Genomic DNA, 26,808 nt, shown 5'->3' on the forward strand with positions numbered 1-26,808 from the left:
GACGGGACGGCCATCCGGCGAGGGTCTGACCCCGACTGCTCAGGTTTCTCGGCTTAGATGAACTTTACTGACAGGCTGGAGAGGCCTTCGATGCTGCCTGTCAGCGATTGGCCGCGTGTGACGGCGCCGACGCCTTCCGGGGTGCCGGTGAAAATCAGGTCGCCGGGTTCGAGGCGGAATAGCGTGGAGAGGTTGGCGATGGTTTCAGGTACCGACCAGATCATGTGGTCGGTGCTGCTGGACTGCTTGACCGTGCCGTCAAGCGCCAGCGCGATGGCGGCGCTTTCGACGCCCGCCACATCGGTTGCGCGGCGCAATTCGCCCACTGGCGCGGAATAGTCGAAGGCTTTGCCTATCTCCCACGGACGGCCGGCATCTTTCATTTTTCCTTGCAGGTCGCGGCGCGTCATGTCCAGGCCGACGGCGTAGCCGAAAATGTGCTTTGGCGCGTCGGCTACGGAGATATCGCTGCCGCCGGCGCCGATGGCCACCACCAGTTCGCACTCGTAGTGGTAATTGCTGGTTTGCGGAGGGTATGACAATTCGACTACCGTGCCCGGCGCCACAGGCACCACGGCCGCAGCATCACCGGGTTTGCAGAAGAAGAACGGCGGTTCGCGGTCCGGGTCTGAGCCCATTTCGCGCGCGTGGCCGGCGTAATTGCGGCCCACGCAGTAGACGCGGCGTACCGGGAAGCGCTCGTCGGAACCGGCGATATGAAGCGCCGCAACCTGGTGCGGCGGGAATACGTAATTGGCCATTGCTTGAATCCTCAGGTGAAAAGGAGCGCGCGCAAGGCGACGCGGAACGATACTACCAGCTCGGGGACCGGCAACTCGGGATAATTCAGCACGCGTAGCTGCAAGCCTTGGTACAGGCAGATCACGGCCTGCATGCGGCCTTCGACGGTGGCGTCATCGGCAGCCAGGCCATGCTTTGCGCGGCCGGCTTTGAGCATGGCCAGGAAGCGCTCGCACATGCGGCGGTCCGCCCCCTGGCTCAACGCGGCGATGGCGGGGTTGCGCGCACTTTCGGCGGCGATTTCCAGCGGCAGCGCCCAGTAGTCGGGGTCGAGGTTGTCGCGAATGCTCTGGTCGACGTCGTCGATGATCGCTTGCAGCGGGTCGGGCTGGCTGCCGATGTCGCTGATGATGCCCATCACGCGCGTTTCGTTTTCTTCAACGAAGGCGGCAATGATGGCGTCCTTGCTGGCGAAATAGTTATAGATATGGCCGGCGCTCATGCCGGCCGCTTTGGAAATCTCGGACATGCTCGCGCCGTGGAATCCGCTGCGGCGGAAACAGGTGGCGGCGGCGTCCAGTACCTGGCGGCGGCGGTTGGCGGCGCGCTCTGGGTCAATGTGGCGTTTTTCAGTCATAAGGCGTAACAATGGCCAAGGGAATGAACTTTGTCAAATTACAACGTGCTATGATGGAAAGGCAGTTACTTCATTCTTAAAGGAAAGAGTGATATGCCTTCCCGTACCTCTCGCTCGATTGAGATGCGGCCCGCCGAAGCGGGCGACCTGGCCTTCATGCAGCAGCTTTATTCCAGCACGCGCAGCGCTGAAGTTCGGATGGGGGCCTGTGACCTTGCCACCGAAACCCTGCTGCAAGGCTTGCAGTTCAAGGCGCAGCAAACCTGGTATGAAACCCAATACCCCAATGCCGACCTGGCCTTGATCATGGATCGCGAACGCCCGATCGGGCGCCTGTACGTCGATTACGGCCCGGACGAATTGCGCATCCTCGATATTTGCCTGCTGCCCGAATACCGCAACCGCGGCATCGGGCTTGGATTGCTGCGCAGCCTGCAGGCCCAGGGCGAGCGCCTGCGCCTGCCGGTGCGGCTCAACCTGGTGCTTGGCAGCCCGGCGCAGCGCCTGCTGCTGCGCTGCGGTTTCGACATACTGGCGGCGGACGGCAACTACAACATCATGGAGTGGATGCCGCCGGCCGGTATCGACTAGGCGCTGATCAGGCCCAGCCTCCAAGCACCTTGTACAGAGTGACCTGGTTGGTCGCCTTGGCCAGACGCACGCTGATCAGGCTTTGCTGCGCGGCGTACAAGGCACGCTGCGACACCAGGGCATTCAGGTAAGACTCCGCCCCTTTCTGGTAACGCGCTTCGTGGATACGGTAGCTGCGGCTTGCCGCTTCGGTCAGCGCTGCCTGCGATTCCACCCGCTCGTCCAGCGTGCCGCGCTGAGCCAGCGCGTCGGCTACTTCGCGGAAGGCCGACTGGATCGCCTTTTCGTAGCGTGCCACGGCGATGCCGTTGTCCGCCTTGGCGATATCCACCCTTGCCTTGTTGGCGCCGCTGTCAAAGAGTGGCAGCGTCAGTTGCGGCAGGAAGGTCCAGGCTCCGGTGCCCGCCTTGAACAAATTACCCAGGCTGCTGCTTGCGCTGCCTGCCGTCCCGGTCAGCGTAATGCTCGGGAAGAAGGCTGCACGCGCCACGCCGATATTGGCGTTGGCTGCCTTCAGCGAGGCTTCCGCTTCCAGCACGTCCGGACGTTGCAGCAGCACGGAGGACGGCACGCCTTCAGGTAGTTCGGCCAGCGTGGTCACCGACGTCGGCAAAGCTTGCGGAAGCAGGCTTGCCGGCACTTGGGTACCGACCAGCAGGGCCAGCGCGTTCTCGCCGGCCGCTACCTGGGCGGTGTACAGGGCCATGTCGTTGCGCGCGGCTTCGACACTGGTTTGTGCTTCGTACATGTCAAGACCAGAGGTGGCGCCAGATTCGAAGCGGCGCTTGCTCAGCTCATATGTGATCTGCTGGCTTTTCAGCGTGTCCTGCGCCAGCAGCAGGCGCTCCTTGTCGGCAGCCAGGCCAAGCCAGGTGGTGGCCACTTCGGCCACCAGGCTAAGACGCTGGGCGCGTTGCGCTTCCTGCGTGCCGAGGTAGGCCTGCAGGCCAGCTTCCGACGTGTTGCGCAGCTTGCCGAACAGGTCCAGCTCGTAGGCTGGAATTGCCAGGCCGCCGGTGTATTGGCGGTTGATGTCGCCGCCCGGCGCACGGGAGGCGCTCTGGCCTACCTGCGCATTCACCTTGGGCAGTTGAGCGGAACGGTCGATGCCGTACTGCGCCCTCGCCTTCTCGATGTTCAGCGCCGACACGCGCAGGTCGCGGTTGTTCTTCAGCGCCAGCTCAACGACTTCGCGCAGTTGCTGGTCGCCGATGAAGTCCTGCCAGGCGATTTCGCTGGCTGGCTTGGCATCGGCCGCTGTCTTTGCAGGCTTGTAGGCCTCGCCCTGCGGCCAGGCCGCAGCTACCGGCGAGTCCGGGCGTTGGTAAGTCGGCGCCAGGCTGCAGCCGGCCAGCAGGGCTGCCGCTGCAAGGGTCAGAATGGTCTTGTTCATCAGATTTGCTCCGGGAAACCCCGTCCTTCAGGGCGGGGAGTGAAAGGAGCCGGCCGCAACGCGGCCGTTCTCCTTGAGATTTGTGAAATACTGTATAAAATTACAGTATGATTCTCGTCTACCGTTTCCGTGTGAAATCGAAAAACGGGCTGCTTGATCTGCAGGCCCGTAAGGTGAATTTCGTCTGGAACTACTGCAATGACCGGCAGAAAGATGCCTTGCGGTTTGAGCGCCCTTGGCTGACCGGCTTTGACTTGAACAAGCTGACTACCGGCAGCAGCAAGGAATTGGAACTGCACTCCGGTGTGATCAATGCCGTATGCGAACAGTTCGCCAAATCGCGTGCCCAACACCGTCGTCCTTATCTGCGTTACCGCGGTCGGAAGTCTTTGGGATGGATTCCTTTCAAAGGACGCGACCTGCATCGGGAAGGCAACGCCTTTCGTTTTGCTGGCAATACGTTCCGCGCGTTTTACTCGCGCCCGCTTCCTGAAGGGAAGATCAAGGACGGCAGTTGCTTTGCGCAAGACGAATTGCGCAGCAATTCGGGCCCCGTGAAAAGCTTTGCCAGTCGTGGTAACTGGTTCCTCAACATTGTGATCGAGGTTGCCGAGCCGCCGGTCCGGCCACTCGACCACGGTGTCGGTATCGATCTTGGCTTGAAGGATCTCGCTACACCGTCCGAGGGAGAAAAGATTCCGGCGCCGGGCTTTTATCGTGAGGCCGAAGCGGCGTTGGCGGTAGCGCAGCGAGCCCACAAGCGGCGCCGCATCAAAGCCATCCAGGCGCGCACGGCGCGGCGACGGCTGGACTTCTTGCATAAAAGTTCGGTGGAGCTTGCCCGCGTCTTCGACCATATTGCTGTTGGCAATGTCAATGCCAGTGGACTCGCCCAAACCAGCCTGGCGAAGTCCGTGCTTGATGCAGGCTGGTCGTCCTTCCGTAAGATGCTGGCGTACAAGGCCATAAGGCATGGCGCGCGGTACGTGGAAGTGGACGAACGCTTTACCACCCAGACCTGCTCGAATTGTGGCGCATTGCCCGATTCGAGGCCGAGAGGTATCGCAGGCCTTGGAATAAGAGAGTGGGAATGCAGCGAATGCGGTGTGGTACATGATCGTGATCGTAATGCTGCGTTAAGCATTCTCCGTCGCGGACGTGCGACGCTGGAAGCAGGAATCCCCGTCCTTTAGGACGGGGGGGACGTCAAATCAATGCGCCTCCGAAGCGAGGGTGGCCGGTGCGGCGGAAGCCTTGCGGCTTACCCATGCGCGCACCACCACGAAGAACACCGGCACGAAGAAGATGCCGAGGAAAGTAGCCGTCAGCATGCCGCCCAGCACGCCCACGCCGATGGCGTTCTGGCTGCCGGAGCCCGCGCCGCTCGAAATGGCCAGCGGCAGCACGCCAAGGCCGAAGGCGATGGACGTCATCAGGATCGGACGCAGGCGCAGCTTGACTGCCTGCAGCGTGGCTTCACGCAGTTCGATGCCCTTTTCCTGCAGTTCCTTGGCAAATTCCACGATCAGGATCGCGTTCTTCGCCGACAGGCCGACCACGGTCAGCAAGCCGACCTGGAAATACACGTCGTTCGACAGGTGGAAGCCCCAGGTCGCCAGCACGGTACCGATCACGCCCAGCGGCACCACCAGCAGCACCGAGAACGGCACCGACCAGCTTTCATACAGCGCGGCCAGGCACAGGAACACGATCAGCACGGAGATGGTGTACAGCACCGTGGTCTGCGAGCCGGAATCGCGTTCTTCGACCGACAGGCCGGTCCACTCGAAGCCGATACCGGCCGGCAGCTGCGCCACCAGCTTTTCCATTTCAGCCATCGCCACGCCGGAGCTGACGCCTGGCGCCGGCATGCCCTGCACGTTCATCGACGAGACGCCGTTATAACGTTCCAGTCGCGGCGAAGCGTAAATCCAGCGGCCGGTGGCGAAGGCGGAGAACGGCACCATCTCGCCTTGCGCGTTGCGCACAAACCATTTGTTCAGGTCTTCCGGCGACATGCGCGATTCCGGCGAACCTTGCAGGTAAACGCGCTTGACGCGGCCACGGTCGACGAAGTCGTTCACGTACGACGAACCCCAGCCTACGCTCAGCACCTTGTTCACGTCGGCCACGGTCAGGCCCAGCGCGGTAGCTTTCTGCTGGTCGATATCGAGCTTGAATTGCGGCGTATCTTCCTGGCCGTTCGGACGCACCGCCATCAGCAGCGGGTTCTTGGCGGCCATGCCGAGCAGCTGGTTACGCGCAGCCATCAATGCTTCGTGTCCAAGGCCCCCTTGGTCCTGCAATTGCAAATCGAAGCCGCTGGCATTACCCAGTTCCATTACGGCTGGCGGAGCAAAGGCAAACACCATGGCTTCGCGGATTTGCGAGAAGGCGCCCATGGCACGGCCAGCCACAGCTTTCACGCTCAGGTCCGGGCTCTTGCGCTCGGACCAGTCTTTCAGCCGCACGAAGGCCAGGCCGGCGTTCTGGCCGTTACCGGCAAACGAGAAGCCCGCCACGGTGAACACGGATGCCACGGAGGCCTTTTCATCCTCCATGAAATGGTGCTCCAGCTTTTCCAGCACTTTCAGGGTGCGTTGCTGGGTGGCGCCGGTTGGCAGCTGCACCATCGAGAACAGGATGCCCTGGTCTTCTTCCGGCAGGAAGGAAGTCGGCAAGCGCATGAACGACACTGCCAGCACGGCCAGCAACGCACCGTACACCACCAGCGAACGACCGCTGCGGTTGATCATCTTGCCGACCCAGCCCTGGTACTTGGTGCTGCTGCGGTCGAAACTGCGGTTGAACCAGCCGAAGAAGCCCTTTTCAGACACGTGTGCGCCAGGTTTCAGGAAGGTCGCGCACAGCGCAGGCGTGAACACCATGGCCACCAGCACCGAAAGCACCATCGCGGAAACGATGGTCACCGAGAACTGGCGATAAATTACGCCGGTCGAACCGCCGAAGAAGGCCATCGGCACGAACACGGCGGACAGCACCATGGCAATACCTACCAGCGCGCCGGAGATCTGGCCCATCGATTTCCTGGTCGCCTCTTTAGGCGACAGGCCCTCCTCCGTCATCACGCGCTCGACGTTCTCCACCACCACGATGGCATCGTCCACCAGCAGGCCAATAGCCAGCACCATCGCGAACATGGTCAGCGTGTTGATCGAATAGCCCAGAGAGAACAGCACGGCGAAGGTACCCAGCAGCACGACCGGAACGGCCAGCGTAGGAATCAGGGTGGCGCGGAAATTCTGCAGGAACAGGTACATCACGATGAACACCAGGATCACCGCTTCCACCAAGGTCTTGACCACTTCTTCGATGGACAGCTTGACGAAAGGCGTGGTGTCGAATGCCACCACGGCCTTCATCCCTTGCGGGAACTGCTTGCCCATTACTTCGATCTTCTTCTTCACCAGATCGGCGGTGTCCAGCGCGTTGGCGCCGGTCGCCAGCTTGATCGCCACGCCCACCGCAGGTGCGCCGTTGTAGCGCGCCACGGTGTTGTAGTTTTCGTTGCCCAGCTCAATGCGAGCCACGTCGCGCAGGTGCACGGTGGCGCCGCTGGCCGTGGTCTTTAACAGGATGGCGCCGAATTGCTCCGGCGTTTGCAAACGGCTCTGGGCCGTCACCGTGGCGTTCAACTGCTGGTCCGGCACGGCTGGCGCGCCGCCCAGTTCACCGGCGGACACTTCCGCGTTTTGCGCCTGGATGGCCGCGCTCACGTCAGCAGGCGTGAGCTGGAAGCCCTGCAGCTTTTGCGGGTCCAGCCAGATGCGCATCGCGTACTGGGAGCCGAACAGTGTCACATCGCCCACGCCCTGCACTCGGCTCAGGGGATCGATCACGTTGGCAGCCACGTAGTCGCCCAGATCGGAATTCTTCATTTTGCCGTCTTCGGAAATGAAGCCGAGCACCATCATGAAGTTGCGGGTTGCTTTCGACACCACCAGGCCTTGCTGGGTAACAGCGCTAGGCAGCAGCGGCGTAGCCAGCTGCAGCTTGTTCTGTACCTGCACCTGGGCGATGTCCGGGTTGGTGCCGCTGTTGAAGGTCAGCGTGATATTGATGCCGCCGGTCGAATCGCTGTTCGACGACATGTAGCGCAAGCCGTCGATACCCTTCATCTTCTGTTCGATGATCTGGGTCACGGCGTCTTCCACCGTCTTGGCCGATGCGCCCGGATAGGAACCGGTGATCGAGATCGATGGCGGCGCAATGCTTGGATACTGCGCAATGGGCAGGCCCTTGATCGCCATCACACCCGCCAGCATCACAACGATGGCGAGCACCCAGGCGAAAATGGGCCGGTCGATAAAGAAACGAGACATGATGAAAACCTCCGCTTAGCGCACCGCGACAGCAGGCTTGTCGGCAGCCGCAGTCGTGGCGGTACCGGAGGTGTTCTTTGCCACCACGGCGCTCGTCGCATGCGCCTCGCCACCAGGCTTCACTTTCTGCAGGCCTTCGACGATGACGCGATCGCCGGCAACCAGGCCGGATTTCACCAGCCATTTATCGCCGATGGTGCCGCCGGTTTGCAGCACGCGCTGTTCAACCTTGCCTTCCTTGTTCAGTACCAAGGCCGTAGCTTCGCCTTTCGGGTTGCGGGTCACGCCCATTAGCGGCACGGCGATGGCTTGCTCGCTGACGCCCGTTTCCAGCACGGCACGCACGAACATGCCAGGCAGCAGGTCATGCTTCGGATTAGGGAACAATGCGCGCAGGGTCACGTTGCCGGTGCCCGGATCAACACTGACGTCGGAAAACTGCAGCTTGCCCGGCAGCGCGTACTTGCTGCCATCTGCAAGCAGCAGCGTCACCGCCGCCTGGCCGTCGCCTTTCTTGAGCGAGCCGCTTTCCATTTCGCGCTTCAGGCGCAGCAGTTCCTCACTGGACTGAGTCACGTCAACATAGATCGGGTCCAATTGCTGCACGGTGGTCAGCGCAGTGGCCTGGCCGGCAGTTACCAGCGCCCCCGGCGTCACATTGGAGCGGCTGATGCGGCCGGAGATCGGCGATGCCACCTTGGTGTAATCCACGTTGATGCGGGCCGAATCGACGGCGGCTTGTGCCGCCTCCACTTCGGCCTTGGCCTGTTCGTGGGCGGCGACGGCATCGTCGTAATCCTGGCGGCTCACGCCTTCGATTGCCACCAGCTCCTTATAACGGGCGACTTTCGGCGTGGCGGCAGCCAGGTTGGCTTTGGCCTTGGCCAGGTTGGCCTTGGCGGAATTGAAGGCAGCTTCATAGATTGCGGCATCGATCTGGTAAAGCTGGACGCCGGCCTTGACGTCGGCGCCTTCAGTGAACAGGCGCTTCTGGATCAGGCCACCCACCTGTGGCCGCACCTCAGCGACTTGGTAGGCAGCGGTGCGGCCCGGCAGCTCGGTGCTCATGGCCAGCGCTTGCGGCGCCACGGTGAAGACCGCGACTTCCGGCGCCTGCTGGGCGCCCCCTTGGGCTGGACCCGCCTGTTTGCCGCCGCATCCAGCGACCATTGCGGCTACTGCGGCAGCAGCACCCAGCAGCATGAAATTCTTTTGCATGTTTTTCATCTTTTTTCCCGAAAGACTTAGAATGAACGATCATTCTAACACAAATCAAAAAATTGACCAGCGGGTCAGTAATTAGCACTTTGCCGAAGATCAATGTCGACATCTTTTACGCGTGCAAACATGAGCTACCGCATTGACCAAGCCATGGGAGCAAAAAAGTGGACAACGCCCTGCTCAGCTTCTTCCGGCAAGACAAAGACCTGCTTTCAGACGATCGCCCCCTTCGCCTACGCCTCGCCCACAGCACGCAGATGCTGGAAGATGTCCTGCTGCCGCAATGCATAGACGGCAGCGAGTCTATTTGCGGGGGCCTTGAATACTGCATCTTCTGCGTCTCCCTCGATGCCTATATCCCGTTGAAAGAACTGATCGCTCTACCCGTGGCGGTAGACATCGTCACCGATCGTGGAGACTTGCGCAGCATTTGCGGCATCGTCACGGAAGCGCGCGCCGGAGACAGCGACGGCGGACTGGCCAGCTATCAGATTGTGCTGCGCGATGCGTTATCCATCATGGAAAAACGCACCAACACCCGCGTGTTCCGCAACAAGAACGAAGTGGAAATCGTGCAGCACATTCTCGACGAATGGATCCATACCAATCCAATCATAGGCACCTGCTTCAGGTATGAACTGGACGAAATTCTCGCGAATGCCAATTACCCGCAGCGTGAATTCACCATGCAATACAACGAGCCGGATGCCGCGTTCATACGGCGCATGCTCAAGCGGCGCGGTGTGGCATGGTTCTTCCGTCCGGACCAAGGAAACCATCCGTCCCATACGATGGTGTTATTCAATGACTCTAACGGCCTCCAGCCGAATAGCGCCGGCGTCGTTCGCTATCACCGCGATGCCGCAACCGAAGATCGCGACACGATCACGTCTTGGTGCGCAAGCCGCACCCTGCAACCATCCAAAGTCACGCGCTACAGTTGGGACTATAAGCAGCCTGGTAATGCGGATTATCAGACGGCCACAGCCGACAGCAACATGAAGCATGGGGAGACAGCGTACGAATTGTCCGCTACGCTGGACGACTATCAGGTGCTGTCACCGCATGCGGGTAGCGACTACGACGACCTCTGCCAGCTAGGCCAGTTGGCAATCGACCGCCACGATTATGAATCCAAATGCTTCCGCGGTGCAGGCAGCGTCCGCGACCTTTGCGCGGGCGAATACTTTGCCTTGGAAGGGCATCCTGAGATAGATGCGCACTCCGGTCCTGATTGCGAATTTGTGATTACGTCCTTACATCTCGCAATTTCGAACAACCTGTCGCAAGGGTTGACAGAGCGGATGCAACGCCTGCTTTCTCGCAACCAGTGGATGCAACGCGTAAATTGCCAAGACCCTGGCGACGAACAGTCCAACACTCACATCAGGGTCAGTTTCGACGCAGTCCGGCGCGGCATCCCTATCGTTCCATCGTACGACGCGCGTACTGAACTCCCCAACATACCAATTCAGAGCGCCGTTGTCGTCGGGCGAGACGGCGAAGAGGTCCATTGCGATGAACTGGGCCGGGTAAAGGTACGGTTCCGCACAACGAGAACTGCTGATCATCAGCATGCACAAGGTGCAGGTGCTGCGGAGACCGATATGGACTCCGCCTGGGTACGCGTCGCCAGCAGTTGGGCTGGCAACGGGCCAGGTTCTCAACTCCAATGCGGCTATCTAGGGCTTCCCAGGGTTGGCACCGAAGTACTGGTCGCTTTCATTGGCGCTGATCCGGATAAGCCGGTCATAGTTGGGCAGCTGTTCAATCAACGGGGGCTGCCGCCCGCCATGAGTCGCGCAGACGGCCTGCCGACAAATCGATACATGTCTGGCATCCGCAGCCGCGAGATTTTCGGAAGCAGGGGGAGCCAGCTTCGTTTCGATGACACCGCAAATGAAATCAGCGCGCAACTGGCAAGCGACCATGGCGGCAGCCAATTGAATCTGGGCTTCCTTACGTCCGACAGGGCTGGCGGGTCTGGTGACCCGCGTGGCGAAGGCGCTGAACTAAGGAGCGAACAGGCTATTTCCATCCGGGGCGAAGCGGGGGTTTTGATTGCCGCCAATCGCTTCACTGGTCCAAAAAAAGAACTCCTGGACAGAGAGCATCTTCAAGGAATAGCCATCCTTGCCAAAAATGTTTCGTCTCACCTTACATCAGTTGCCGACGCACATTCTGAAGATCATGGCGATAACGCTTCGCTCAATGCCTTAACCGACAAGCTGGAGAGTTGGAAAGCGAACGGAGGCGCGCCGCTGGTGGCGATATCCGGTGCAGAGGGAATCATCGCCGGCAGCTCGGAAGCAATAGCACTCGCTGCTCAAACCGACCTGTTTGCCAACAGCGTCGGAAACACCAACATTGGTGCTGGTGGAAGCCTCTTTGCCAGGGCCGCCAAGGGGATCAATGTGCTGGCATGCAAACTCGGAATGAAGCTGATCGCAGCAAGCGGCGACATAAAAATCGAATCGCACGATGGCAGCATCGTGATCGCATCTTCCAAGGCCATCAAGCTGGTCGCAAATGATGGAATTGAATTGCACTCTCCGAAGATCAAGATGGTCGCTCAGGGAACCCAGATCGATTGCGATGGCGGGAAGATTATCCAGCAAAGTACCGGCGCGCATACGATCAAGTCCTCGAAATTCGAACACCTCAACGGCGGCGATGGAAGTCCCGAGAGCAAGCAGGTCCCCTCTGCCGAGTCCGAGCACGACCAGCAAGTTGTGATTACCGACCTCCGATCTGCCCGCCCACTCGCGGAAAGGCGGTACCGAATCGAGCTCGAAGACGGCAAGGTAATTGAAGGAAGGACTGACGCGAGTGGGTTAACGGAACGGTTCTCCACGAAGACCGCGTTCGCGAAATACTCGATCGAACTTCTCGACTAGGTGAAGTATGTCAATCCAACTGCCCATTCGCCCCGAAACCGGCGGCACCAAGTCCGAAGGCTTTTGCACTCCCAAGGAGGACAAACGCCCACAGCGTTTCGTTGTTCCGCCCAAGAAGGTCATACCCATCGTCTTTCTACCTGGGATCATGGGATCAAACCTGCGCATGTCGCAGCCGAGGCAGTGGACGCTCAAGAAAAAGAACAACATTGCATGGCGGCCGGACAGGAAAGGCGAGGCACTTGATCTTATGTCGGTAACGCCGGCGTATCGCCAACTAGCGCTGGATCCAGATGCGACAGAGGTTGATACATATGACAATGGCCGAAGCCCAACGGGCACGCGAAAGGAAACGTCCGATGACAGGCATGCCATTGGCGGACTTGATGTTGACCTTCCCTTTACGCCGAACTCCCCTCTTCTTACTGATGATCCAGCTACAGTCATACCAAGGAGATCAAAGAGGGACAAAGCAAAGCGTCGCGGATGGCAGGAAATTCTATATTCAAGCTATCGCATTCTTCTGGAACAGTGTGAATCGAAGTTGAACGCTCCAGACATCGACGATGCCTGGAAAGACATCGCTACCCAATCTCCTCGGAATTGGCAAGCCACCGATACACCTGTTATCCCTCCGCTAAGCATGAGCGATATCAAAGACGCTCTCTCGTCGGCCTGGTTCCCTGTTCATGCAATGGGGTACAACTGGCTAGAATCTAACGCGATCTCTGCCACGAAAATCGCTGCACGCATAAATGCACTGATTGCCGAATATTCCTCTAATGGCTTCCACTGCGAGAAAGTCATTGTCGTCACACACTCCATGGGAGGACTGGTCGCGCGTGCTTTGGTGCATCCCGAAATTGGAGGTGCCATGGAAAAAATCCAGGGCATCGTGCATGGGGTGATGCCTTCCCGTGGCGCACCTGCCGCTTACCGGCGAATGCGTTGTGGCTTTGAAGAGGGCCTGGTCGGATGGGCCCCTGCCCCAAAAGTCCTTGGTAACTTTGGACCAGAGGTCACTGCAGTCCTTGGCAACTCACAGGGAGGATTGCAGCTCTTGCCGAGTGCAGCATATGGAAATGGCTGGTTAGAAATACGTCAGGGGAATAACTTGATAAGGCGCCTACCTACCTATGGAAACCCTTACAACGAAATATATAAATTGCGCACCGAGTGGTACCGACTCATTCGGGAGGAATGGCTCAATCCAGCAAAAATACAAGGTGTCAGCATAAGCAGGACATTTCGGTATCTAGGGCTTGCACAAAGATTCCACGAAATGATCGCGGATTTTTTCCACCCCAATACCTACGCACACTATGGATCTGACGTCGACCGCAACTCATGGGAAACCATCGGATGGAATGTGGGGGAAGGCCAGCTTTATCTTGGCTGGGAAAATCTCGCCATTACTGAAGACAATCAGCAAGGCAAATTCAAGGTCCAGACCGCGCAAGACAAACGTTCGATAAAAATCTCTCTAGGCCCGTCCGTAGGAGCCGGTGATCAAACAGTGCCACTGCGGTCTTCAGATCATCAACGCCAGAGCGGCAAGGTGAAAGGGATATTTCGACAATCCGGGTATGAACATCAAGATAGCTATAAGGATGAAGCTGCGCTTCGATCTACTTTGTACTCGCTTGTGAAGATCATTCAAACGATGAGGTGGAACGATGTCTCATAAATTTTCTGACGTGATTCTGAGCGCACTGATCGGGATTCTGGCTGCAGCCCCTATTCAGGCAACCGGTGCCGATAAAACCTCCGGAGTTAAAATGAAAACCAAACATGATCAAATCTCAAGATGGTTCGAAAAGACAAAGACCTATTGCATCGGGCGCTTTCTCATTGATGTTCCAGCCCAAGCGGAGGTGGTATATGGCCCGGCCTACCTCGGCGCTGACATCGCCGTTATTCCTTCTGGCGTTGCAAAGCTCGACTCAATTTTAAAAGCAGATCAAGCGGAAACATCCGAGAAGAAGAAACTCACGAGTACAGTGTTGGGTGATGCCGGGCCAATGCTCGGTAAGATCATCGATGGGGCAGTTCCAGGCCAAAAGATTGTCTTCGCGATGAGAGGATCAAATGAAGATGAGTACGAGCTTCGTTCCTATACCCCAATCGGTCACGACTTGTTCCTTGCGTGGGGTTTCGCTTATAAAAAGACTGATGATTACCAAGAACTATTGGCTCATCTAAACGCAATAAGCAGAAGGGTCCACCAACGAGCTGACGACGAAATTCCTACCTCTCCAGGAATGTGCATCGACGGTGCCCTCATCGCTCCTCTCGATGAATTTAACACCGAGCGCGTAACACTTGGCGTCAGGCTGAATGACGTCCATTTTTCGATCGATATGACCGCCAAATCCGATCTGGTGGAGTCTGATGGACTGGAGTGGCGCATTGTAGGCGCCGAGCAAGAAGCCAAGAAGCGAGGCGGCGCAGATTGGTATTCCAGGATCAAATTCTTCAGGCGCGGCAATCGAACTATTGGAGGCTGGACAGGCTTCGAGGTCGCGGCGTGGAAACCCGCCCAGAAAGACGAACATCAGTCACATGAATTTGCATTCGTCAGCCACGGCGAACCAATGAATCCGATGTTGCCAGTGCTGGACCTGGCGCTACATTCTGGCGTTGATGGAGACACTCAAGGAGCCAAAACGCCGAGCATCAGCGATGCGGAGGCTATTGCGTTGTGGGACCGCCTGATCGGTTCAATTCGAGAACGCCCCACAGTGCCTAAAACCAAAAGTACAAACACCGCGAAATGAAAAACGTCATCCGAGTTGGCGATCCAACCTCTCATGGCGGGAAGGTGGTCGCCACAAGTGCCCCGCAATTTCGTGTCAGCGGAAAGCCAGTCGCCCTGGTAGGTGATCGATGTACATGCCCGATCACTGGCCACCAGAACTGCGTCATCGTCAGCGGCAACAGCGGCCATCTAGTCAACGGTAAAGCTGTCGCCTACGAGGGCGACAAGACGAGCTGTGGCGCGACACTGCTTTCGACAGCAACAAGCTTCGCCTCAACCTGATTAGAGAAAAAGCTCTAATCGCAGTGCAGCATCTTTAATTTTTATCAAGGTGTGCCAGAATGATTTCACGCACTCATTGAAGAGCAATAACAAAAAATCGTGTTCGACCTCGTGTCACCAGTGCTCAACGCGCAACCGCAGTTCCTCCCGCTGGCTTATGCCAACCACCCTGCCCCTTTGTCCATCACGGCCCCGCCGCGACGCTGACTTTACGCGCGCCTACATGCGTCGCCGTGACGCATTCGTGTTCCCTGCTTTATCCACAACCGAAAGGTATGTATGTCAAGCCAGCTGTTTGGCCTCATCGTTGTAACAGCGATTCTGTTTGCTGCATTGCTGTTGTTGTTGATTTCCGGCGTCATCAAGTACATCTCGAACGACCGTATCGGGGTTGTTGAAAAACTCTGGAACCCGTCCGGCTCCGTGCAAAGCGGGCTGCTCGCACTGAATGGCGAAGCAGGCCTGCAGCCAGAACTCCGCCGCGGCGGTTTCCACTTCTTCGCGCCGTTCCAGTACCGTGTCCACATTCACCCAATGGTGTCCGTCACCCAAGGCACCATCGGCTACGTCTTCGCACGTGACGGTATCGACCTGCCCGCCGGCCAGACCCTGGCAGACAACTCCGGCATCGACGACTTCCGCGACGTGCGCGCTTTCCTCAATAACGGCGGGCAGAAAGGCCCGCAGCGCAAGATCCTGCGCGAAGGTACGCACATCATCAACCCAGCCCTGTTCGTAGTGATGACCGGTGAAGCGACGTACTCGATGTCGCTCGACGCCAAGGAAAAAATCTACTACGAACAAATGCGCGGCCTGCTCGACGACCGCAACGGGTTTACGCCTGTCGTCATCAAGGAAACCACCGGCTCGCACGATTCCGACCAGCTGGCCGTGGTCACCGTGCAGGATGGTCCTGGCCTGCTCAAGGACGAACTGCTGGCGCCGGATGTGGGCGATACCCACAACTCCTACCAGGAACCTGAGAAGTTCATCGCCGCCGGTGGTCGCCGTGGCCGCCAGGAACGCTTGCTGGTGGAAGGTACCTACTTCATCAACCGCCTGTTCGCGACGGTGGAGTTCATCAAGAAGACCGTGATTCCGGTCGGCTTCGTCGGCGTGGTGGTATCTTACACGGGACGCAAGGGTGCTGATTTGGTCCGGCACCGAATACTCGCACGGCGAGCTGGTGGAAAGCGGCTGCCGCGGTGTGTGGCGCGACCCGCTCATGCCGGGCAAATATGCCTTCAACACTTACGCCGGCAAGATCGAGCTGGTACCGACCACGAACTTTGTGCTGATGTGGAAGTCGGGCGAAAGCGGTTCCAGCTTCGACAAGAACCTGAGAGAAATTACCTTGATCACCAAGGATGCCTTCGAGCCTCAGCTACCGCTGTCGGTCGTGGTGCACATCGACTATCGGAAGGCGCCGATGGCGGTACAGCGCTTCGGCAACGTGGCGCAACTGGTGGAACAGACGCTGGACCCGATGGTGTCCTCCTACTTCAAGAACGTCTCGCAGACCAAGGCCTTCATTGAACTGATCCAGTCGCGCAGCGAGTTGCAGCACAACGCTTCGGAAGACATGAGGCAACGCTTCCAGGCGTACTCGCTGGAGTTCCAGGAGGTCTTGATCGGCACGCCGAAGCCGCAGCAAGGCGACTACAAGATCGAGAACATCATGGCCCAGCTGCGCGACCGCCAGATTGCCCGCGAACAGGTAGAAACGTTCGCGCAGAAGCAGATCGCCGCCGACAAGGAACGCGAGCTGAATGAAGCAGAACAGCGCGCCGCCAAGCAGAAAGAGCTGACCGGCTCGCTTGTCGACATCTCGATCAAGGAGAACCAGGGCGCCGCGAACGTGAAGGCCGCCGAGAAGCGCCGCCAGGAGATCGAAGCGCTGGCGCAGGGCGAACGCTTCAAGCAGGAGATGGAGGGTTCGGGCCGCGCATCCGCGATCCGCTCGGTGGGTGAAGCGGAAGCCGCCGCGATCCAGGCCAAATCCGAGGCAATGCAAGGCGAAGGCGCCGACAAGCAGCTGATGCAGACCGTGATGCTGCGCCTGGCCGAAGCGTTCGAGGCGTCCAGGATTCCGCTGGTGCCGCAGATCCAGATGGGTGGCGGCGACAACAACGCCTTCAGCACCCTGCTTGGCTTGATGAGCGCCATCAAGGCAGGCGAGCTGACCGCAACCACTGAGAAGGAATAATCTTCGACGCGGGCCGGTACGAGAATGCCGGCCCGCTTTCTCATGCCCACTTACATGAAACAGCTACCTCAAACTACACTCGTACCGGAACTGAAGGCCTGCAGTTCATTGCAGGACGTCTGCGGTTTCCTCGATAAGTCACGCGGCGCCCGCTCCCACGTATGGGTTTGTGCGGCACAATACGCAATGGCCCTTGCGGCGCGCAGTGCAGTTGGCGCGACGAGGGATTTCGACGCCGCACTATCGGTCGCGAACAGCCTGGCACGCGCCAAATCAGAAATCGACATCGTATGCTGGCACTCGCAGCGGGTGATAGCGGAGACCGAATTTATCCTGCGTGCCGCCCAGGACTTCCTCGATGAAAATACGATTCCATGCAATGAGTGGCCATTCCCCCAGGAGATTTGCGATGAAGTGGAACACGTCGTGGCGCAGCGCGCGCCGGGAAATCACGCGCTCAAGTAGGAGCGATCAAGATCTCGGCCAGCTTTGGATCTTATGATGTCACGGAGAATGCGTTAACGAGCCACTTGGCCAAGCGCGTAGAATTGCGCCTTTTGATTGGAGAGCGATGTGAAGAAAACAGACTTGGCAAAGAACGACGCGAAAAAGCTGATGGGCAAGATGGTCGCACCGGGCGCGACTTCGTTCGGCACCACGGCCAGCCCTGCCGTCGACAAGCGCGAACAGCGCAAACGCGATCAGGCTCTTGGCCTGGTACCGTTTGCAGTCAAGCTGAATAGCGACCTGGTGAAGCGTTTGCACGACCTGGCCAACGACCGTGGGCTCGACTTGAATACTGTCGTTGCCGATGTCCTTAACAAAGGGCTCGACGCAAAGTGAGCCGAGCAAGTGCAGCTCCAGCCGGACTTTGACCGTGATCGGGACTTACGCAGGTCGGCCTTGCCTTCTGCGCGCCAATTCTCGATCCAGCGAGTTGGCAAAGTTCTGACGGTCGCCTTGACTGAAGGCCGAAGGTCCGCCAGTGTCGACGCCCGCACCGCGCAGTTCTTCCATGAATGCCCGCATCGTCAATTGCTGCGCGATGGTGTCTTTGGTGTACCACTCGCCACGTGGATTGAGCGGCAGGCCGCCCTTCTCCAGCACCTGGGCGGCCAGGGGTATATCGGCAGTGACGACGATATCGCCAGCGCTGACGCGTTCGACGATCTCCGCATCGGCGGCATCCGCGCCTGCCGGCACTTGCAATGCGCGGATAAAACGGGACCCCGGCACGCGGATTAACTGGTTGGCCACCAGCGTGACCTCGATCTGCGTGCGGTCCGCTACGCGGAACAGAATGTCCTTGATCACTGCGGGACAGGCGTCCGCATCTACCCAAATGTGCATGAATTACATCGAATCCGATAAAAAGAATCAGACATTGTAATCAAGTTGGCCAAACTATATTCTCAAATAGGCGCTGAAGCTTGGCTGCACGATCAGAATTTACCATCGCCACATAAGAAATCCTGCCTGCCAGGTAGGACTGAAAGTTGGGATGGTTCTGCCGGTTCTGCGATGCGGGACCATGACGCATGCAATTCGTCAGCACCGCCTTGAGCCTGTCGTACTCGTCGCGCGCAATGTTCGGATGTGCGTTGATGACGATGCCCGTCACCTGCTGCCGCGTCCCTTCGCGCATCAACCGCGTTTTGCGGGTGTTCACGCGAAAGCCCTCTTCCAATGCAATTGCAGCAGCCTGGATATGGAAACGCTCGCCGGACCGCGCGAACTCCTCGCCACCGGAAAAAGCAAGGTCGTCGGCGTAGCGGCTATACGACGCTCCCATCGACCGCGCCAGCGATTCAAGCCGAATGTCGAGACGGTATGCGCAAAGGTTTGCCAGTGCAGGCGAGCACGGCGAACCCTGCGGCAAATGCGGCGATTTCAATGCCTGGCGCTCGGACCAGGCCAGCGAGCCTCCTGCCTGCTTGTCGAGGAACAGGCCATGGGGCGCACGGTTGACGCAGATGCGCGCGAGCGTGCCGGCGACGCTCTCCGGGTAGCCCAGCTTTTCAAACAGCGCCTGGACGCGCGAGTGCTGGATGCTCGGGAAGAAATCCTTCAGGTCCATGCGGATGACCGCATGCTGGCCTGCATGACGGGCGGCGTGCGTGACGCAGGAGCGTCCGCGCCGGAAGCCATGTGCCGATGGATGCGGCGGCACCAGGTCCAGTATCCGGCGCAGGATTGTCTGCTGGATGCGGCGTAGCCGCTCCTTGGGAATTTCGATCAACCGCTGGCCGCCACTACGCTTTGGCACCCAACGGTAGTGATAATGCTGCAGGCGCGATTGCTCGTCGCGCGCGATGCGCCACTGGTCGGCAAACCAGCGCAGTGCGCCGACGGGCTCATTCAGCAAGGCGGCCAGGTCGCCAACCGTTTGCAGTTCCGGTGGCGCGAGTGCGGCGAGCCACGCCGGCTTTGGGGGACGTCTCGGCTGGTCAATGCAATAGCGCCGCACGGCCGGCAGCTCGATGAATGGCGGTGCGCTGTCTCCGGCCTCGTCATCTTCATCAAGGTCCACGCATCCGCGCCCAAGAAGCTCCAGCAGGATTTCTGCCAGCTCGTGCCGGCTGAAGTAATGGAAGTTCTCTCCGGTTCGGAGCGCGAGCGCCATGCAGATGCCGGGCGCCCACGGCTGCGACGCAGCGAACACACGGGTGCATGCGGCGACCAGGTTCTCTGGGCTGCCGTCCGTGGCCAGCATCGTGTCGGCCAGAGCCAGCGCAGTGAGTTTTTCGATATCCATGAAATTGAAGGAGCGGAGAGCCGTCAACGAGTCTCGTGATGCGTGAGCGCTCTTGCGCGCAAGCGCAATGCGGCTCATGCGGCGAAATGCAGAACATTAAACATCCCGCGGGGTAACCCCGCAGAGGCTGTCCCTGCACGAAGCATGGACATGCCGGCTTGACGGTTCCGCCCCGCCGACACAGTAGGTTACTTTTGCTGGCAGGTCAACACTGCCGCGCTTACAGCGTCGCCGGAATGGCGTCGAGCTGGATACTCTGCAGGAACACCTGCGAGTAGGCCTCAAAGCCCGAATCGATGCCCAGGAGGATCCATACCGCGCCATTCGCATCGGTCGTCACCTTCTGCGCCTTGTCGTTCTTCAGCGTTTTGCTGGCATAGGACACCGCGGTCCCGCAAGCCTGGCCGTTGGCGATATTGCCGATCACTTGCGCCTCCTTGCCGCCTTCGGCCTGGTTGCCGCGATCGATATTCATGCGGATCGCGTTGTTGACCGTGACTGCCTTTGGCTCGATGGCCGTGGCGCCCGCATAGACCCACACCGCTTCGCCCGGCGCCCCGCCCACGCCCATGCATCCTGTCTGCGCATTGCTGGCAAATTTGAGCGAGAAGTTGATGTTGTAGGTGGTGTTCTTGGCCAGGCCGGAGAACTGCTTCTTCACAAACAGGAACAGGTCGTCGCTACGATTGGTGCCGCCAACCAGGTAACCCTTGCCGGTCAGCGGAGCTGGCAGCGTGCGCTGCTCGAAGACGACATTGGTCGGCGCAGTCTCCGGCGTATAGTCCGAGGAACTCCCGGTCCAGCCAGTAACGCCATCCTTGTCGAAGTCCACCGATGCCGAGACCTGTTTAGGACGATTGTCAGTCTCGTTGCCGCCACCGCAAGCAGCCAGCAGGGACAGCATGGCGACGGAGATGCCGGTTCTCAGGATTGTTTTCATTGACTGCCCTTCTCACAAAAGTTTTGGAAAACCAATTGTAAAAAGGACCAAAGGCGCCGGGATGGCGCCTTTGTATGTAGAGGTATGTAGCCCGCTTAGACCATTAACGACATTTTTCTACTTCCAGTCGCCCCTCAGTTCTGCTACCTGGCGATACAGCAGTTCCGGACTCACTTCGGTCGGTTCGACCGGCTGGCCGACTGCCAGCGAGAGCTGCGAACGGAAGCCCTTGCGGAAGGCGCGCTCCAGCAAGCCATCCTTGCTGCGGCTAAGCAGGTGGCCCCACAGGCCGCGCAGCGCCATCGGAATCACCGGCACCTTGGTGCGCTCGATGATCTTGCTGATGCCGCCTTTGAACTCATTCATCTCGCCAGTACTGGTCAGCTTGCCTTCAGGGAAAATGCAAACCAGTTCGCCTTCATGCAGCGCTTGCGCGATGTCGACAAAGGCTTTTTCCATCAGCCATGGGTCTTCCTTGGCAGGTGCAATTGGAATCGCCTTGGCAGTACGGAAGATCCAGCCGAAGAATGGGGTCTTGAAGATGCGGTGGTCCATCACGAAGCGGATCGGGCGCGGGCTGGCGGCCACGATCACGATCGCATCAACGTAGCTCACGTGGTTGCAGACCAGGACGGCGCCGCCTTCTTCCGGGATGCGGTCGGCATCGATAGTCTTCACATTGTGCACGGTATGGATCAGGAGCCACGCCAGGAAGCGCATCAGGAACTCGGGCACCAGGGAGAAGATGTACGCCGCCACAATGGCGTTCATGATCGCGGTGGCGAGGAACACCTGCGGAATCGTGAAGCCCTGGCCCAGCAGCACGATTGCCACGCCGGTCGCCACCACCATGAACAGCGCGTTCATGATGTTCATGCCGGCGATAGTGCGCGACAGGTGTTGCGGGTCCGCGCGCAGCTGGATCAGTGCGAACAATGGGACGATAAAGAAGCCGCCGAACACGCCGATCATCACCACGTCGAAGATGATGCGCCATGCGCCGGGCAGCATGACCATGGCGTAGGCATTGACTTCGCCTGGTGCGCTGTAGCCCTGGCTGGCCAGGTACAGGTCGATGCCGAACACCGACAGGCCGATGGAACCGAACGGCACCAGGCCGATTTCCACTTTGCGGCCGGAGAGCTTTTCGCACAGCAGCGAGCCGGCGCCGATCCCCAGCGAGAACATGGTCAACAACAGCACGAAGACGCTGTTGTCGCCTTTCAGGTAGTCCTTGGCATAGACCGGGAACTGGGCCAGCACGATCGCGCCATAGAACCAGAACCAGGAGTTGCCCAGCATGGACAGGAAGACGGAACGGTTGCCGGCCGAGAAGCGCAGGTTGCGGATCGATTCGGTGAAGGGATTCCAGTTCACTTTCAGGTCGGGCTGCGGCGCTGGCGTTTTCGGGATGCCGTGCGCAGTGACCAGGCCTGCGACCGCGAAAAATACCGTGGCGGCAGCGAGCCAGGTGATGCCGCCGGGCTTGTGATTGACGATGATGGCGCCGAATACCTGGCCAAGCAGGATGCCGACGAAGGTGCCCATTTCAACGATGCCGTTGCCGCCGGTGAGTTCTTCCGGCTTCAGGTGCTGCGGCATGTAGGCGTATTTGACGGGGCCGAACAGTGTCGAGTGCATGCCCATGCCGAAGACGGCGACCAACAGCAACGCCAGCGTGTGGGTGAACCAGCCGACGGCCGCAACGGCCATGATGCCAATTTCCAGCCACTTGATGAAGCGCGCCAGCTTGCCCTTCTCTACTTTCTCGGCAATCTGGCCGGAAGTGGCGGAGAACAGCACGTATGGCAGGATGAACAGGCCGGGCACCAGGTTGGTGATCAGCGACGGGTCAAGGGTGGTCCAGCTTGACGCTTCGAACGCCAGCGCCACCACGAGCGCGGTTTTGAACAGGTTGTCGTTAAACGCGCCGAGGAATTGGGTCCAGAAAAACGGCGCGAAGCGGCGTTGTTTCAGGAGATCGAACTGGCTGGGATGGCTCATGTTGCGTCACGGGAATAGTGAAAATATCGACAACATACAGCACATTGCCCAAGCTCTCAACCCGACTTGTCAAAGTATCGAAATTTAATACTTTTCGACAGCAGCGTCACATGCGTAGCAGTCGGCGAAATGCCGGGCCGACGGCCAATACTAGCACCACCATCCGGCATACGTGGAAGGCCGTTACCACCGGCACTTCAACGTGCAATGCGCGTGCGGTGAGCGCCATTTCCGCGATCCCGCCGGGTGATGTCGCCAACAAGGCTGTTGCTGGATGCAGGCCGCCGAATTTCGCCAGCACCAGGCCGAAAAGCGCTGCCAGTCCCAGCGCCGTTGCCGTGCAGGCGGCCACGGCCGCCATGAAGCGCGGCGCAGTGTGCAGGAAGCCTGGCGTGAAGCGGGTGCCAAGCGACAGGCCGATGCAAAGCTGGCCGGTGCGCACCATCCATTCAGGCACGGCGCCGACTGGCACTTGCGCCGCCGCCAGCAGCCCGGCGCCGAACAGGGGGCCGAGTACCCAGGCGTTCGGCACGCCGCGCTTCCATAGCAGCCATCCCATGGCACATGTGACCCCGGCCAGCAGGCCGAATGCCAGCAATGCTTCCGCCGCGCCGGGCGGCAGCGCCGCAACTGCCCTCGCTGGCGCAAGTGACGCGCCGGCCGGCAGCGGCGGCATGCCATGCCCGCTCCAGTAACGCAGCACGAATGGCAGGAAGCTGACCACGAACATCAGCCGCACGCCCTGCGCCGCCGCCACATGCTGCGCCACAGCGCCATGCCGCTCGCCCTGCACGGCCATCTCGGAGGCGCCGCCAAGCGCCATGGAGAAGAACGCCGTGGCAGCGCTGACGTCCGCCAGCCGTTTGAGCAGCCAGGCGCACAGGCATCCCAACGCCAGCGCAAACGCGACAGCCAACGCAATATAGCCGGCACGCGCGGCCACCACCGCCAACACTGCGGGCGTAAAGTACAGGCCAAGCACCGTGCCGATTGCCCACTGCCCCGCCGCGCGTGCGGGAACCGGGCAGCACAGGTCGGCGCCGGCGATGCGCAGCGCCGCACTGGCGAACAATGGCCCGATCAGCCAGGGCAGCGGAGTATCGAGCCACCTGCAAAAAAAAGCGGCCAGCAAGCCGGCCGCCAAAGCTTGGAGGAAGCAACGGTGGCGGGTCAGAAGACCCACAGCTTGTCGGCCGGCAGTTGCAGCCAGTACTGGCCGTCCTGCAGGCGGTATTTCGAATGAGCGCGCACGCTGATGTCGCCGCGCTTGAACAGGCACTCCCAGCGATCACCAAGGTACATGCAGGTGACCAGCGCGAGCTGCAGCGAGTTCTCCACCTCGCTGCTGTTCACGCGCACTTCTTCAACCCGAATCAGCGGAGCGATCGTTTCGCCGCCCTTGCCGCGCGCAGTCGCCTGCAGCCTGGTGCCGGCTACCTCGATCACCACGCAGTCGCCATCGCGCGAAACCAGGTTGCCAGGCAAGCGGTTGTTACTGCCCATGAATTCAGCCGTGAACAAGGTCTCCGGCGTTTCGTACATTGTCTGCGGCGTGCCCTGTTGTTCGATCTTGCCGTTATTGAGCAGCAGGATGCGGTCGGAAATCGCCATCGCCTCATCCTGGTCGTGGGTCACCATCAGCGCCGACAGGCCAAGACGCACGATCAGTTCGCGCAGGAAGGCGCGCGCCTCCTCGCGCAGTTTCGCGTCCAGGTTGGACAGCGGCTCGTCCAGCAGGATCACCGGCGGGTTGTATACCAGCGCACGGGCAATCGCCACGCGCTGCTGCTGGCCGCCCGACAACTGGTGCGGGAAGCGCTCGCCCAGGTGGCCCAGGCCCAGCTGTTTCAGCACCTCGCCCACGCGGCGGCCGATTTCTTCCTTGTTCATCTTGCGCAGCTTCAGGCCGTAGGCCACGTTCTCCGCCACGGTCTTGTGCGGCCACAGCGCATAGGACTGGAACACCAGGCCCAGGTTGCGCTGTTCGGCCGGCATTTCATAACCCTTGCTGCCGTCGAACACGCGGCGCTCGCCGATGTCGATGGAACCCAGGCGCGGGCTTTCCAGGCCGGCCACGGCGCGCAGCAGTGTGGTCTTGCCGCTGCCCGATGGGCCCAGCAGCGCCACCACTTCGCCTTTTTGCAGGTGCATCGACACGCCTTTCAGGATCGGGTTGGCGTGGGCGCCGGTACCGTAGTCCAGGTGCAGGTCTTCGACGGACAGTTCGTTCATTTTCAGGTCTCGTTTCATGATCTATGTCTCAGTTATGCAGCTTGACGCCGAAGCGCAGCGCGATACCCAGGCCGATGCCGACCAGGGTGATGTTGATGAAGGAAAGTGCAGCCACCAGGTCGGTCGAACCACCCGCCCACAGCGACACGATCAGCGCGCCAATCACTTCGGTACCCGGCGACAGCAGGTACACGCCTGTCGAATACTCACGTTCGAAGATCAGGAAAATCATCAGCCACGCACCCAGCAAGCCGTACTTGATCAGCGGCAGGGTCACGTCGCGGGTTACCTGGCCGCGGCGGGCGCCGACAGCGCGCGCAGCTTCTTCCAGTTCAGGGCCGACCTGCAGCAGCGCAGTGGAAATCAGGCGCATGCCGTAAGCCATCCACACTACCGAGTACGCCAGCCACACCGCGAAGATGGTGGTACGCAGGCTGCGCAGCGCAGGGATCGCGTTTTCCACCAGCCAGACCGCCAGGCCGTTTTCAGAGCCTTTGAGCATGCCGTCCAGCCAGCTCGGCACGAACAGGAACACCCACAGGAAAGCCAGGCCAGCCAGCAGGCCGGGGACGGCACGCGGCACCAGCACGCTGTAGTCGAGGATACGGGTCAGCAGGTCCGGCTTGCGGTGCATGGCCAGCGCGATGAAGCTGTAGCAGAAGATCGCGAGGCCGCCGCCGATCACGCCGATCAGCACCGTGTTGATGATGCCGCGGATCAGCGCATGCTGTTCGAAGATGTCGCGGAAGTGCTGCAGCGTCAACACGTCGGCCAGCTTCACGCCCTCGCCCCAGTACTGCACGAAGGAGCGCAGCGCAATGCCGGACAGCGGCATCACAATGGTGAACAGCAGCCATGCGCCCAGCAGTGCAAACGCCAGCCACTTCCAGCGGCCCAGCGGCAGCGCCTTGCTGCGCGCGCCCTTGCCCTTGATCGACACGTATTTGTTGGCCGATTTCAGCAGCCAGCGCTGGATCATCACCAGCGGCATGGTCACCGCCACCAGGCACACGGCCACGGCAGCCATCAAATGGTAGGACGGAGTGCCCAGCTTGTTGGTCAGCTTGTACAGGTAGGTCGGCAGCACCAGGTGGCCTTCCGGGTCGCCCAGCACCAGCACCAGACCGAACACTTCGAAGCCGAGAAAGAACACCAGCACGCCCGCGTAGGCCAGGGCCGGCATGATCATCGGCAGCGACACGTTGAACATCACCTGCAGCGGCGAGGCGCCGGCCACGCGGGCTGCTTCTTCCACGTCCGAACCGAGGCTTTTCAGCGCCGAGGACGCATACAGGTAGACATGCGGCACGTGGGTCAAGCCGGCGATGATCACAATGCTGGTGAAGGAATACACATTCCAGGGAATGAAGCCGATCAGGTCCTTCACCCAGGTGGAGTAGAAGCCAACAGGTCCCATCGACACCACATAGCCGAAGCCCATCACCATCGGCGAGACGAAGATCGGCACCAGCAGCAGCGGGGAAATCCAGCCGCGACCCGGCAGGTCGGTGCGCACCATCAGGAAAGCCAGCATGCCGCCCAAAGGCACGGCGATGGCGGCCAGGCCTGCCGCCAGCAGCAAGCCATTCTTGAATGCCACGGCAAAGTCCGGGTCATCGAAGATGAAGCGGAAGGCATCCAGTCCGACTTCCTTGCCGGGCATGAAGAACGGCGCCGACAGGAAGCTCTGGTAAAAGATCAGGATCAGCGGCAGGAAGATGGCGGTGCAGGTCAGCACTGCCACAATCCCGCGCGGCCAGTTGATGCCGGCGCGGCCACTTCCCTGCAAAGTCGCGGTGGTCATTTAC

The 26,808-nt window shown here is 59.9% G+C and carries 22 protein-coding genes; 9 read left to right on the forward strand and 13 right to left on the reverse strand.

The window, feature by feature from the left end:
• Positions 1-53: 53 nt before the first annotated feature.
• Both ACN9MY_RS23570 and ACN9MY_RS23575 read right to left on the reverse strand, forming a co-directional pair.
• Positions 54-761 carry a fumarylacetoacetate hydrolase family protein gene (locus ACN9MY_RS23570; protein ID WP_426163256.1) on the reverse strand — a complete coding sequence of 236 codons (708 nt, stop codon included), beginning with the start codon at positions 759-761 and terminating at the stop codon, positions 54-56.
• 11 nt (positions 762-772) lie between these two features.
• Positions 773-1,378, reverse strand: a complete 606-nt coding sequence (locus ACN9MY_RS23575) for a TetR/AcrR family transcriptional regulator (RefSeq protein WP_426163258.1) — start codon at positions 1,376-1,378, stop codon at positions 773-775.
• Between the two features lie 93 nt (positions 1,379-1,471).
• Between ACN9MY_RS23575 and ACN9MY_RS23580 the strand changes: the two genes are divergently transcribed.
• A complete protein-coding gene (locus tag ACN9MY_RS23580) occupies positions 1,472-1,969 on the forward strand; it encodes a GNAT family N-acetyltransferase (RefSeq protein WP_426163260.1) in 498 nt (165 codons plus the stop codon).
• Between the two features lie 7 nt (positions 1,970-1,976).
• On the opposite strand, the gene ACN9MY_RS23585 is transcribed toward ACN9MY_RS23580, so the two are convergent.
• A complete protein-coding gene (locus ACN9MY_RS23585) occupies positions 1,977-3,362 on the reverse strand; it encodes an efflux transporter outer membrane subunit (RefSeq protein ID WP_426336213.1) in 1,386 nt (461 codons plus the stop codon).
• 107 nt (positions 3,363-3,469) lie between these two features.
• Between ACN9MY_RS23585 and ACN9MY_RS23590 the strand changes: the two genes are divergently transcribed.
• Positions 3,470-4,555: an RNA-guided endonuclease InsQ/TnpB family protein gene (locus ACN9MY_RS23590; protein WP_426336214.1), complete on the forward strand. Its 1,086-nt coding sequence runs from the start codon at positions 3,470-3,472 to the stop codon at positions 4,553-4,555.
• A gap of 18 nt (positions 4,556-4,573) precedes the next feature.
• Here the strand turns inward: ACN9MY_RS23590 and ACN9MY_RS23595 are convergent, their stop codons facing one another.
• Together ACN9MY_RS23595 and ACN9MY_RS23600 are read right to left on the reverse strand one after the other, a co-directional pair.
• The gene (locus ACN9MY_RS23595) at positions 4,574-7,705 is read right to left on the reverse strand and encodes an efflux RND transporter permease subunit (protein WP_426336215.1); all 3,132 of its coding nucleotides are present in this window, start codon (positions 7,703-7,705) and stop codon (positions 4,574-4,576) included.
• A gap of 15 nt (positions 7,706-7,720) precedes the next feature.
• Positions 7,721-8,923 carry an efflux RND transporter periplasmic adaptor subunit gene (locus ACN9MY_RS23600; RefSeq protein WP_426337657.1) on the reverse strand — a complete coding sequence of 401 codons (1,203 nt, stop codon included), beginning with the start codon at positions 8,921-8,923 and terminating at the stop codon, positions 7,721-7,723.
• A gap of 167 nt (positions 8,924-9,090) precedes the next feature.
• Here ACN9MY_RS23600 and ACN9MY_RS23605 point away from each other — a divergent pair, with 167 nt between their 5' ends.
• Genes ACN9MY_RS23605 through ACN9MY_RS23620 form a run of 4 tightly spaced genes read left to right on the forward strand, consistent with a single transcriptional unit; the run spans position 9,091 to position 14,863 of the window.
• Positions 9,091-11,823, forward strand: coding sequence for a type VI secretion system Vgr family protein (locus ACN9MY_RS23605; protein WP_426336216.1), 2,733 nt, complete (start codon positions 9,091-9,093; stop codon positions 11,821-11,823).
• A gap of 7 nt (positions 11,824-11,830) precedes the next feature.
• A complete protein-coding gene (locus ACN9MY_RS23610; protein ID WP_426318782.1) occupies positions 11,831-13,510 on the forward strand; it encodes an esterase/lipase family protein in 1,680 nt (559 codons plus the stop codon).
• A complete protein-coding gene (locus ACN9MY_RS23615) occupies positions 13,500-14,600 on the forward strand; it encodes a T6SS immunity protein Tli4 family protein (protein ID WP_426163270.1) in 1,101 nt (366 codons plus the stop codon). The genes ACN9MY_RS23610 and ACN9MY_RS23615 overlap by 11 nt, the downstream gene beginning before the upstream one ends.
• Positions 14,597-14,863: a PAAR domain-containing protein gene (locus tag ACN9MY_RS23620; protein WP_426318783.1), complete on the forward strand. Its 267-nt coding sequence runs from the start codon at positions 14,597-14,599 to the stop codon at positions 14,861-14,863. The genes ACN9MY_RS23615 and ACN9MY_RS23620 overlap by 4 nt, the downstream gene beginning before the upstream one ends.
• A gap of 282 nt (positions 14,864-15,145) precedes the next feature.
• Here the strand turns inward: ACN9MY_RS23620 and ACN9MY_RS23625 are convergent, their stop codons facing one another.
• Positions 15,146-16,027 carry a hypothetical protein gene (locus ACN9MY_RS23625; RefSeq protein WP_426318784.1) on the reverse strand — a complete coding sequence of 294 codons (882 nt, stop codon included), beginning with the start codon at positions 16,025-16,027 and terminating at the stop codon, positions 15,146-15,148.
• Between ACN9MY_RS23625 and ACN9MY_RS23630 the strand changes: the two genes are divergently transcribed.
• The 3 genes from ACN9MY_RS23630 to ACN9MY_RS23640 all read left to right on the forward strand — a co-directional run bounded on the left by ACN9MY_RS23630 (position 16,008) and on the right by ACN9MY_RS23640 (position 17,912).
• Positions 16,008-17,069: an SPFH domain-containing protein gene (locus tag ACN9MY_RS23630; RefSeq protein WP_426318785.1), complete on the forward strand. Its 1,062-nt coding sequence runs from the start codon at positions 16,008-16,010 to the stop codon at positions 17,067-17,069. The two genes, ACN9MY_RS23625 and ACN9MY_RS23630, sit on opposite strands and share 20 nt — an antisense overlap.
• A gap of 24 nt (positions 17,070-17,093) precedes the next feature.
• Entirely contained in the window at positions 17,094-17,534 is a 441-nt protein-coding gene (locus ACN9MY_RS23635; RefSeq protein ID WP_426336217.1) for a hypothetical protein, read from the forward strand.
• Positions 17,535-17,642: 108 nt separating this feature from the next.
• Positions 17,643-17,912, forward strand: coding sequence for a hypothetical protein (locus tag ACN9MY_RS23640; protein ID WP_426318787.1), 270 nt, complete (start codon positions 17,643-17,645; stop codon positions 17,910-17,912).
• A gap of 45 nt (positions 17,913-17,957) precedes the next feature.
• Here ACN9MY_RS23640 and ACN9MY_RS23645 read toward each other — a convergent pair whose 3' ends face one another.
• The 7 genes from ACN9MY_RS23645 to ACN9MY_RS23675 form a co-directional block, all read right to left on the reverse strand.
• Positions 17,958-18,419 (reverse strand): YaiI/YqxD family protein, encoded by a 462-nt coding sequence (locus tag ACN9MY_RS23645; protein ID WP_426318788.1) that lies wholly within the window; start codon positions 18,417-18,419, stop codon positions 17,958-17,960.
• 40 nt (positions 18,420-18,459) lie between these two features.
• Positions 18,460-19,902, reverse strand: a complete 1,443-nt coding sequence (locus tag ACN9MY_RS23650; protein WP_426336218.1) for a reverse transcriptase family protein — start codon at positions 19,900-19,902, stop codon at positions 18,460-18,462.
• Positions 19,903-20,044: 142 nt separating this feature from the next.
• Positions 20,045-20,764: a hypothetical protein gene (locus ACN9MY_RS23655; RefSeq protein ID WP_426336219.1), complete on the reverse strand. Its 720-nt coding sequence runs from the start codon at positions 20,762-20,764 to the stop codon at positions 20,045-20,047.
• Positions 20,765-20,881: 117 nt separating this feature from the next.
• Positions 20,882-22,768 (reverse strand): MFS transporter, encoded by a 1,887-nt coding sequence (locus ACN9MY_RS23660; protein ID WP_426318791.1) that lies wholly within the window; start codon positions 22,766-22,768, stop codon positions 20,882-20,884.
• A 106-nt stretch (positions 22,769-22,874) separates the two neighbouring features.
• Positions 22,875-23,951 carry an AbrB family transcriptional regulator gene (locus ACN9MY_RS23665; protein WP_426336220.1) on the reverse strand — a complete coding sequence of 359 codons (1,077 nt, stop codon included), beginning with the start codon at positions 23,949-23,951 and terminating at the stop codon, positions 22,875-22,877.
• The gene (locus ACN9MY_RS23670; RefSeq protein ID WP_426337658.1) at positions 23,939-25,000 is read right to left on the reverse strand and encodes an ABC transporter ATP-binding protein; all 1,062 of its coding nucleotides are present in this window, start codon (positions 24,998-25,000) and stop codon (positions 23,939-23,941) included. The genes ACN9MY_RS23665 and ACN9MY_RS23670 overlap by 13 nt, the downstream gene beginning before the upstream one ends.
• Positions 25,001-25,028: 28 nt before the next feature.
• On the reverse strand, positions 25,029-26,804 hold the full coding sequence (locus tag ACN9MY_RS23675) for an ABC transporter permease (protein WP_426318793.1): 1,776 nt from the start codon (positions 26,802-26,804) through the stop codon (positions 25,029-25,031).
• Between the last annotated feature and the right edge of the window lie 4 nt (positions 26,805-26,808).

It is taken from the genome of Pseudoduganella sp. R-31 (assembly GCF_049913235.1).
GTDB lineage: Bacteria > Pseudomonadota > Gammaproteobacteria > Burkholderiales > Burkholderiaceae_D > Rugamonas.

Excerpts from the sequence above, each read along its gene's own strand:
- ACN9MY_RS23570 (WP_426163256.1), bottom strand. The coding sequence starts at position 761 with ATGGCCAATTACGTATTCCCGCCGCACCAGGTTGCGGCGCTTCATATC.
- ACN9MY_RS23575 (WP_426163258.1), bottom strand. The coding sequence starts at position 1,378 with ATGACTGAAAAACGCCACATTGACCCAGAGCGCGCCGCCAACCGCCGC.
- ACN9MY_RS23580 (WP_426163260.1), top strand. The coding sequence starts at position 1,472 with ATGCCTTCCCGTACCTCTCGCTCGATTGAGATGCGGCCCGCCGAAGCG.
- ACN9MY_RS23585 (WP_426336213.1), bottom strand. The coding sequence starts at position 3,362 with ATGAACAAGACCATTCTGACCCTTGCAGCGGCAGCCCTGCTGGCCGGC.
- ACN9MY_RS23590 (WP_426336214.1), top strand. The coding sequence starts at position 3,470 with ATGATTCTCGTCTACCGTTTCCGTGTGAAATCGAAAAACGGGCTGCTT.
- ACN9MY_RS23595 (WP_426336215.1), bottom strand. The coding sequence starts at position 7,705 with ATGTCTCGTTTCTTTATCGACCGGCCCATTTTCGCCTGGGTGCTCGCC.
- ACN9MY_RS23600 (WP_426337657.1), bottom strand. The coding sequence starts at position 8,923 with ATGCAAAAGAATTTCATGCTGCTGGGTGCTGCTGCCGCAGTAGCCGCA.
- ACN9MY_RS23610 (WP_426318782.1), top strand. The coding sequence starts at position 11,831 with ATGTCAATCCAACTGCCCATTCGCCCCGAAACCGGCGGCACCAAGTCC.
- ACN9MY_RS23615 (WP_426163270.1), top strand. The coding sequence starts at position 13,500 with ATGTCTCATAAATTTTCTGACGTGATTCTGAGCGCACTGATCGGGATT.
- ACN9MY_RS23620 (WP_426318783.1), top strand. The coding sequence starts at position 14,597 with ATGAAAAACGTCATCCGAGTTGGCGATCCAACCTCTCATGGCGGGAAG.
- ACN9MY_RS23635 (WP_426336217.1), top strand. The coding sequence starts at position 17,094 with ATGCCGGCCCGCTTTCTCATGCCCACTTACATGAAACAGCTACCTCAA.
- ACN9MY_RS23645 (WP_426318788.1), bottom strand. The coding sequence starts at position 18,419 with ATGCACATTTGGGTAGATGCGGACGCCTGTCCCGCAGTGATCAAGGAC.
- ACN9MY_RS23650 (WP_426336218.1), bottom strand. The coding sequence starts at position 19,902 with ATGAGCCGCATTGCGCTTGCGCGCAAGAGCGCTCACGCATCACGAGAC.
- ACN9MY_RS23655 (WP_426336219.1), bottom strand. The coding sequence starts at position 20,764 with ATGAAAACAATCCTGAGAACCGGCATCTCCGTCGCCATGCTGTCCCTG.
- ACN9MY_RS23660 (WP_426318791.1), bottom strand. The coding sequence starts at position 22,768 with ATGAGCCATCCCAGCCAGTTCGATCTCCTGAAACAACGCCGCTTCGCG.
- ACN9MY_RS23670 (WP_426337658.1), bottom strand. The coding sequence starts at position 25,000 with ATGAACGAACTGTCCGTCGAAGACCTGCACCTGGACTACGGTACCGGC.
- ACN9MY_RS23675 (WP_426318793.1), bottom strand. The coding sequence starts at position 26,804 with ATGACCACCGCGACTTTGCAGGGAAGTGGCCGCGCCGGCATCAACTGG.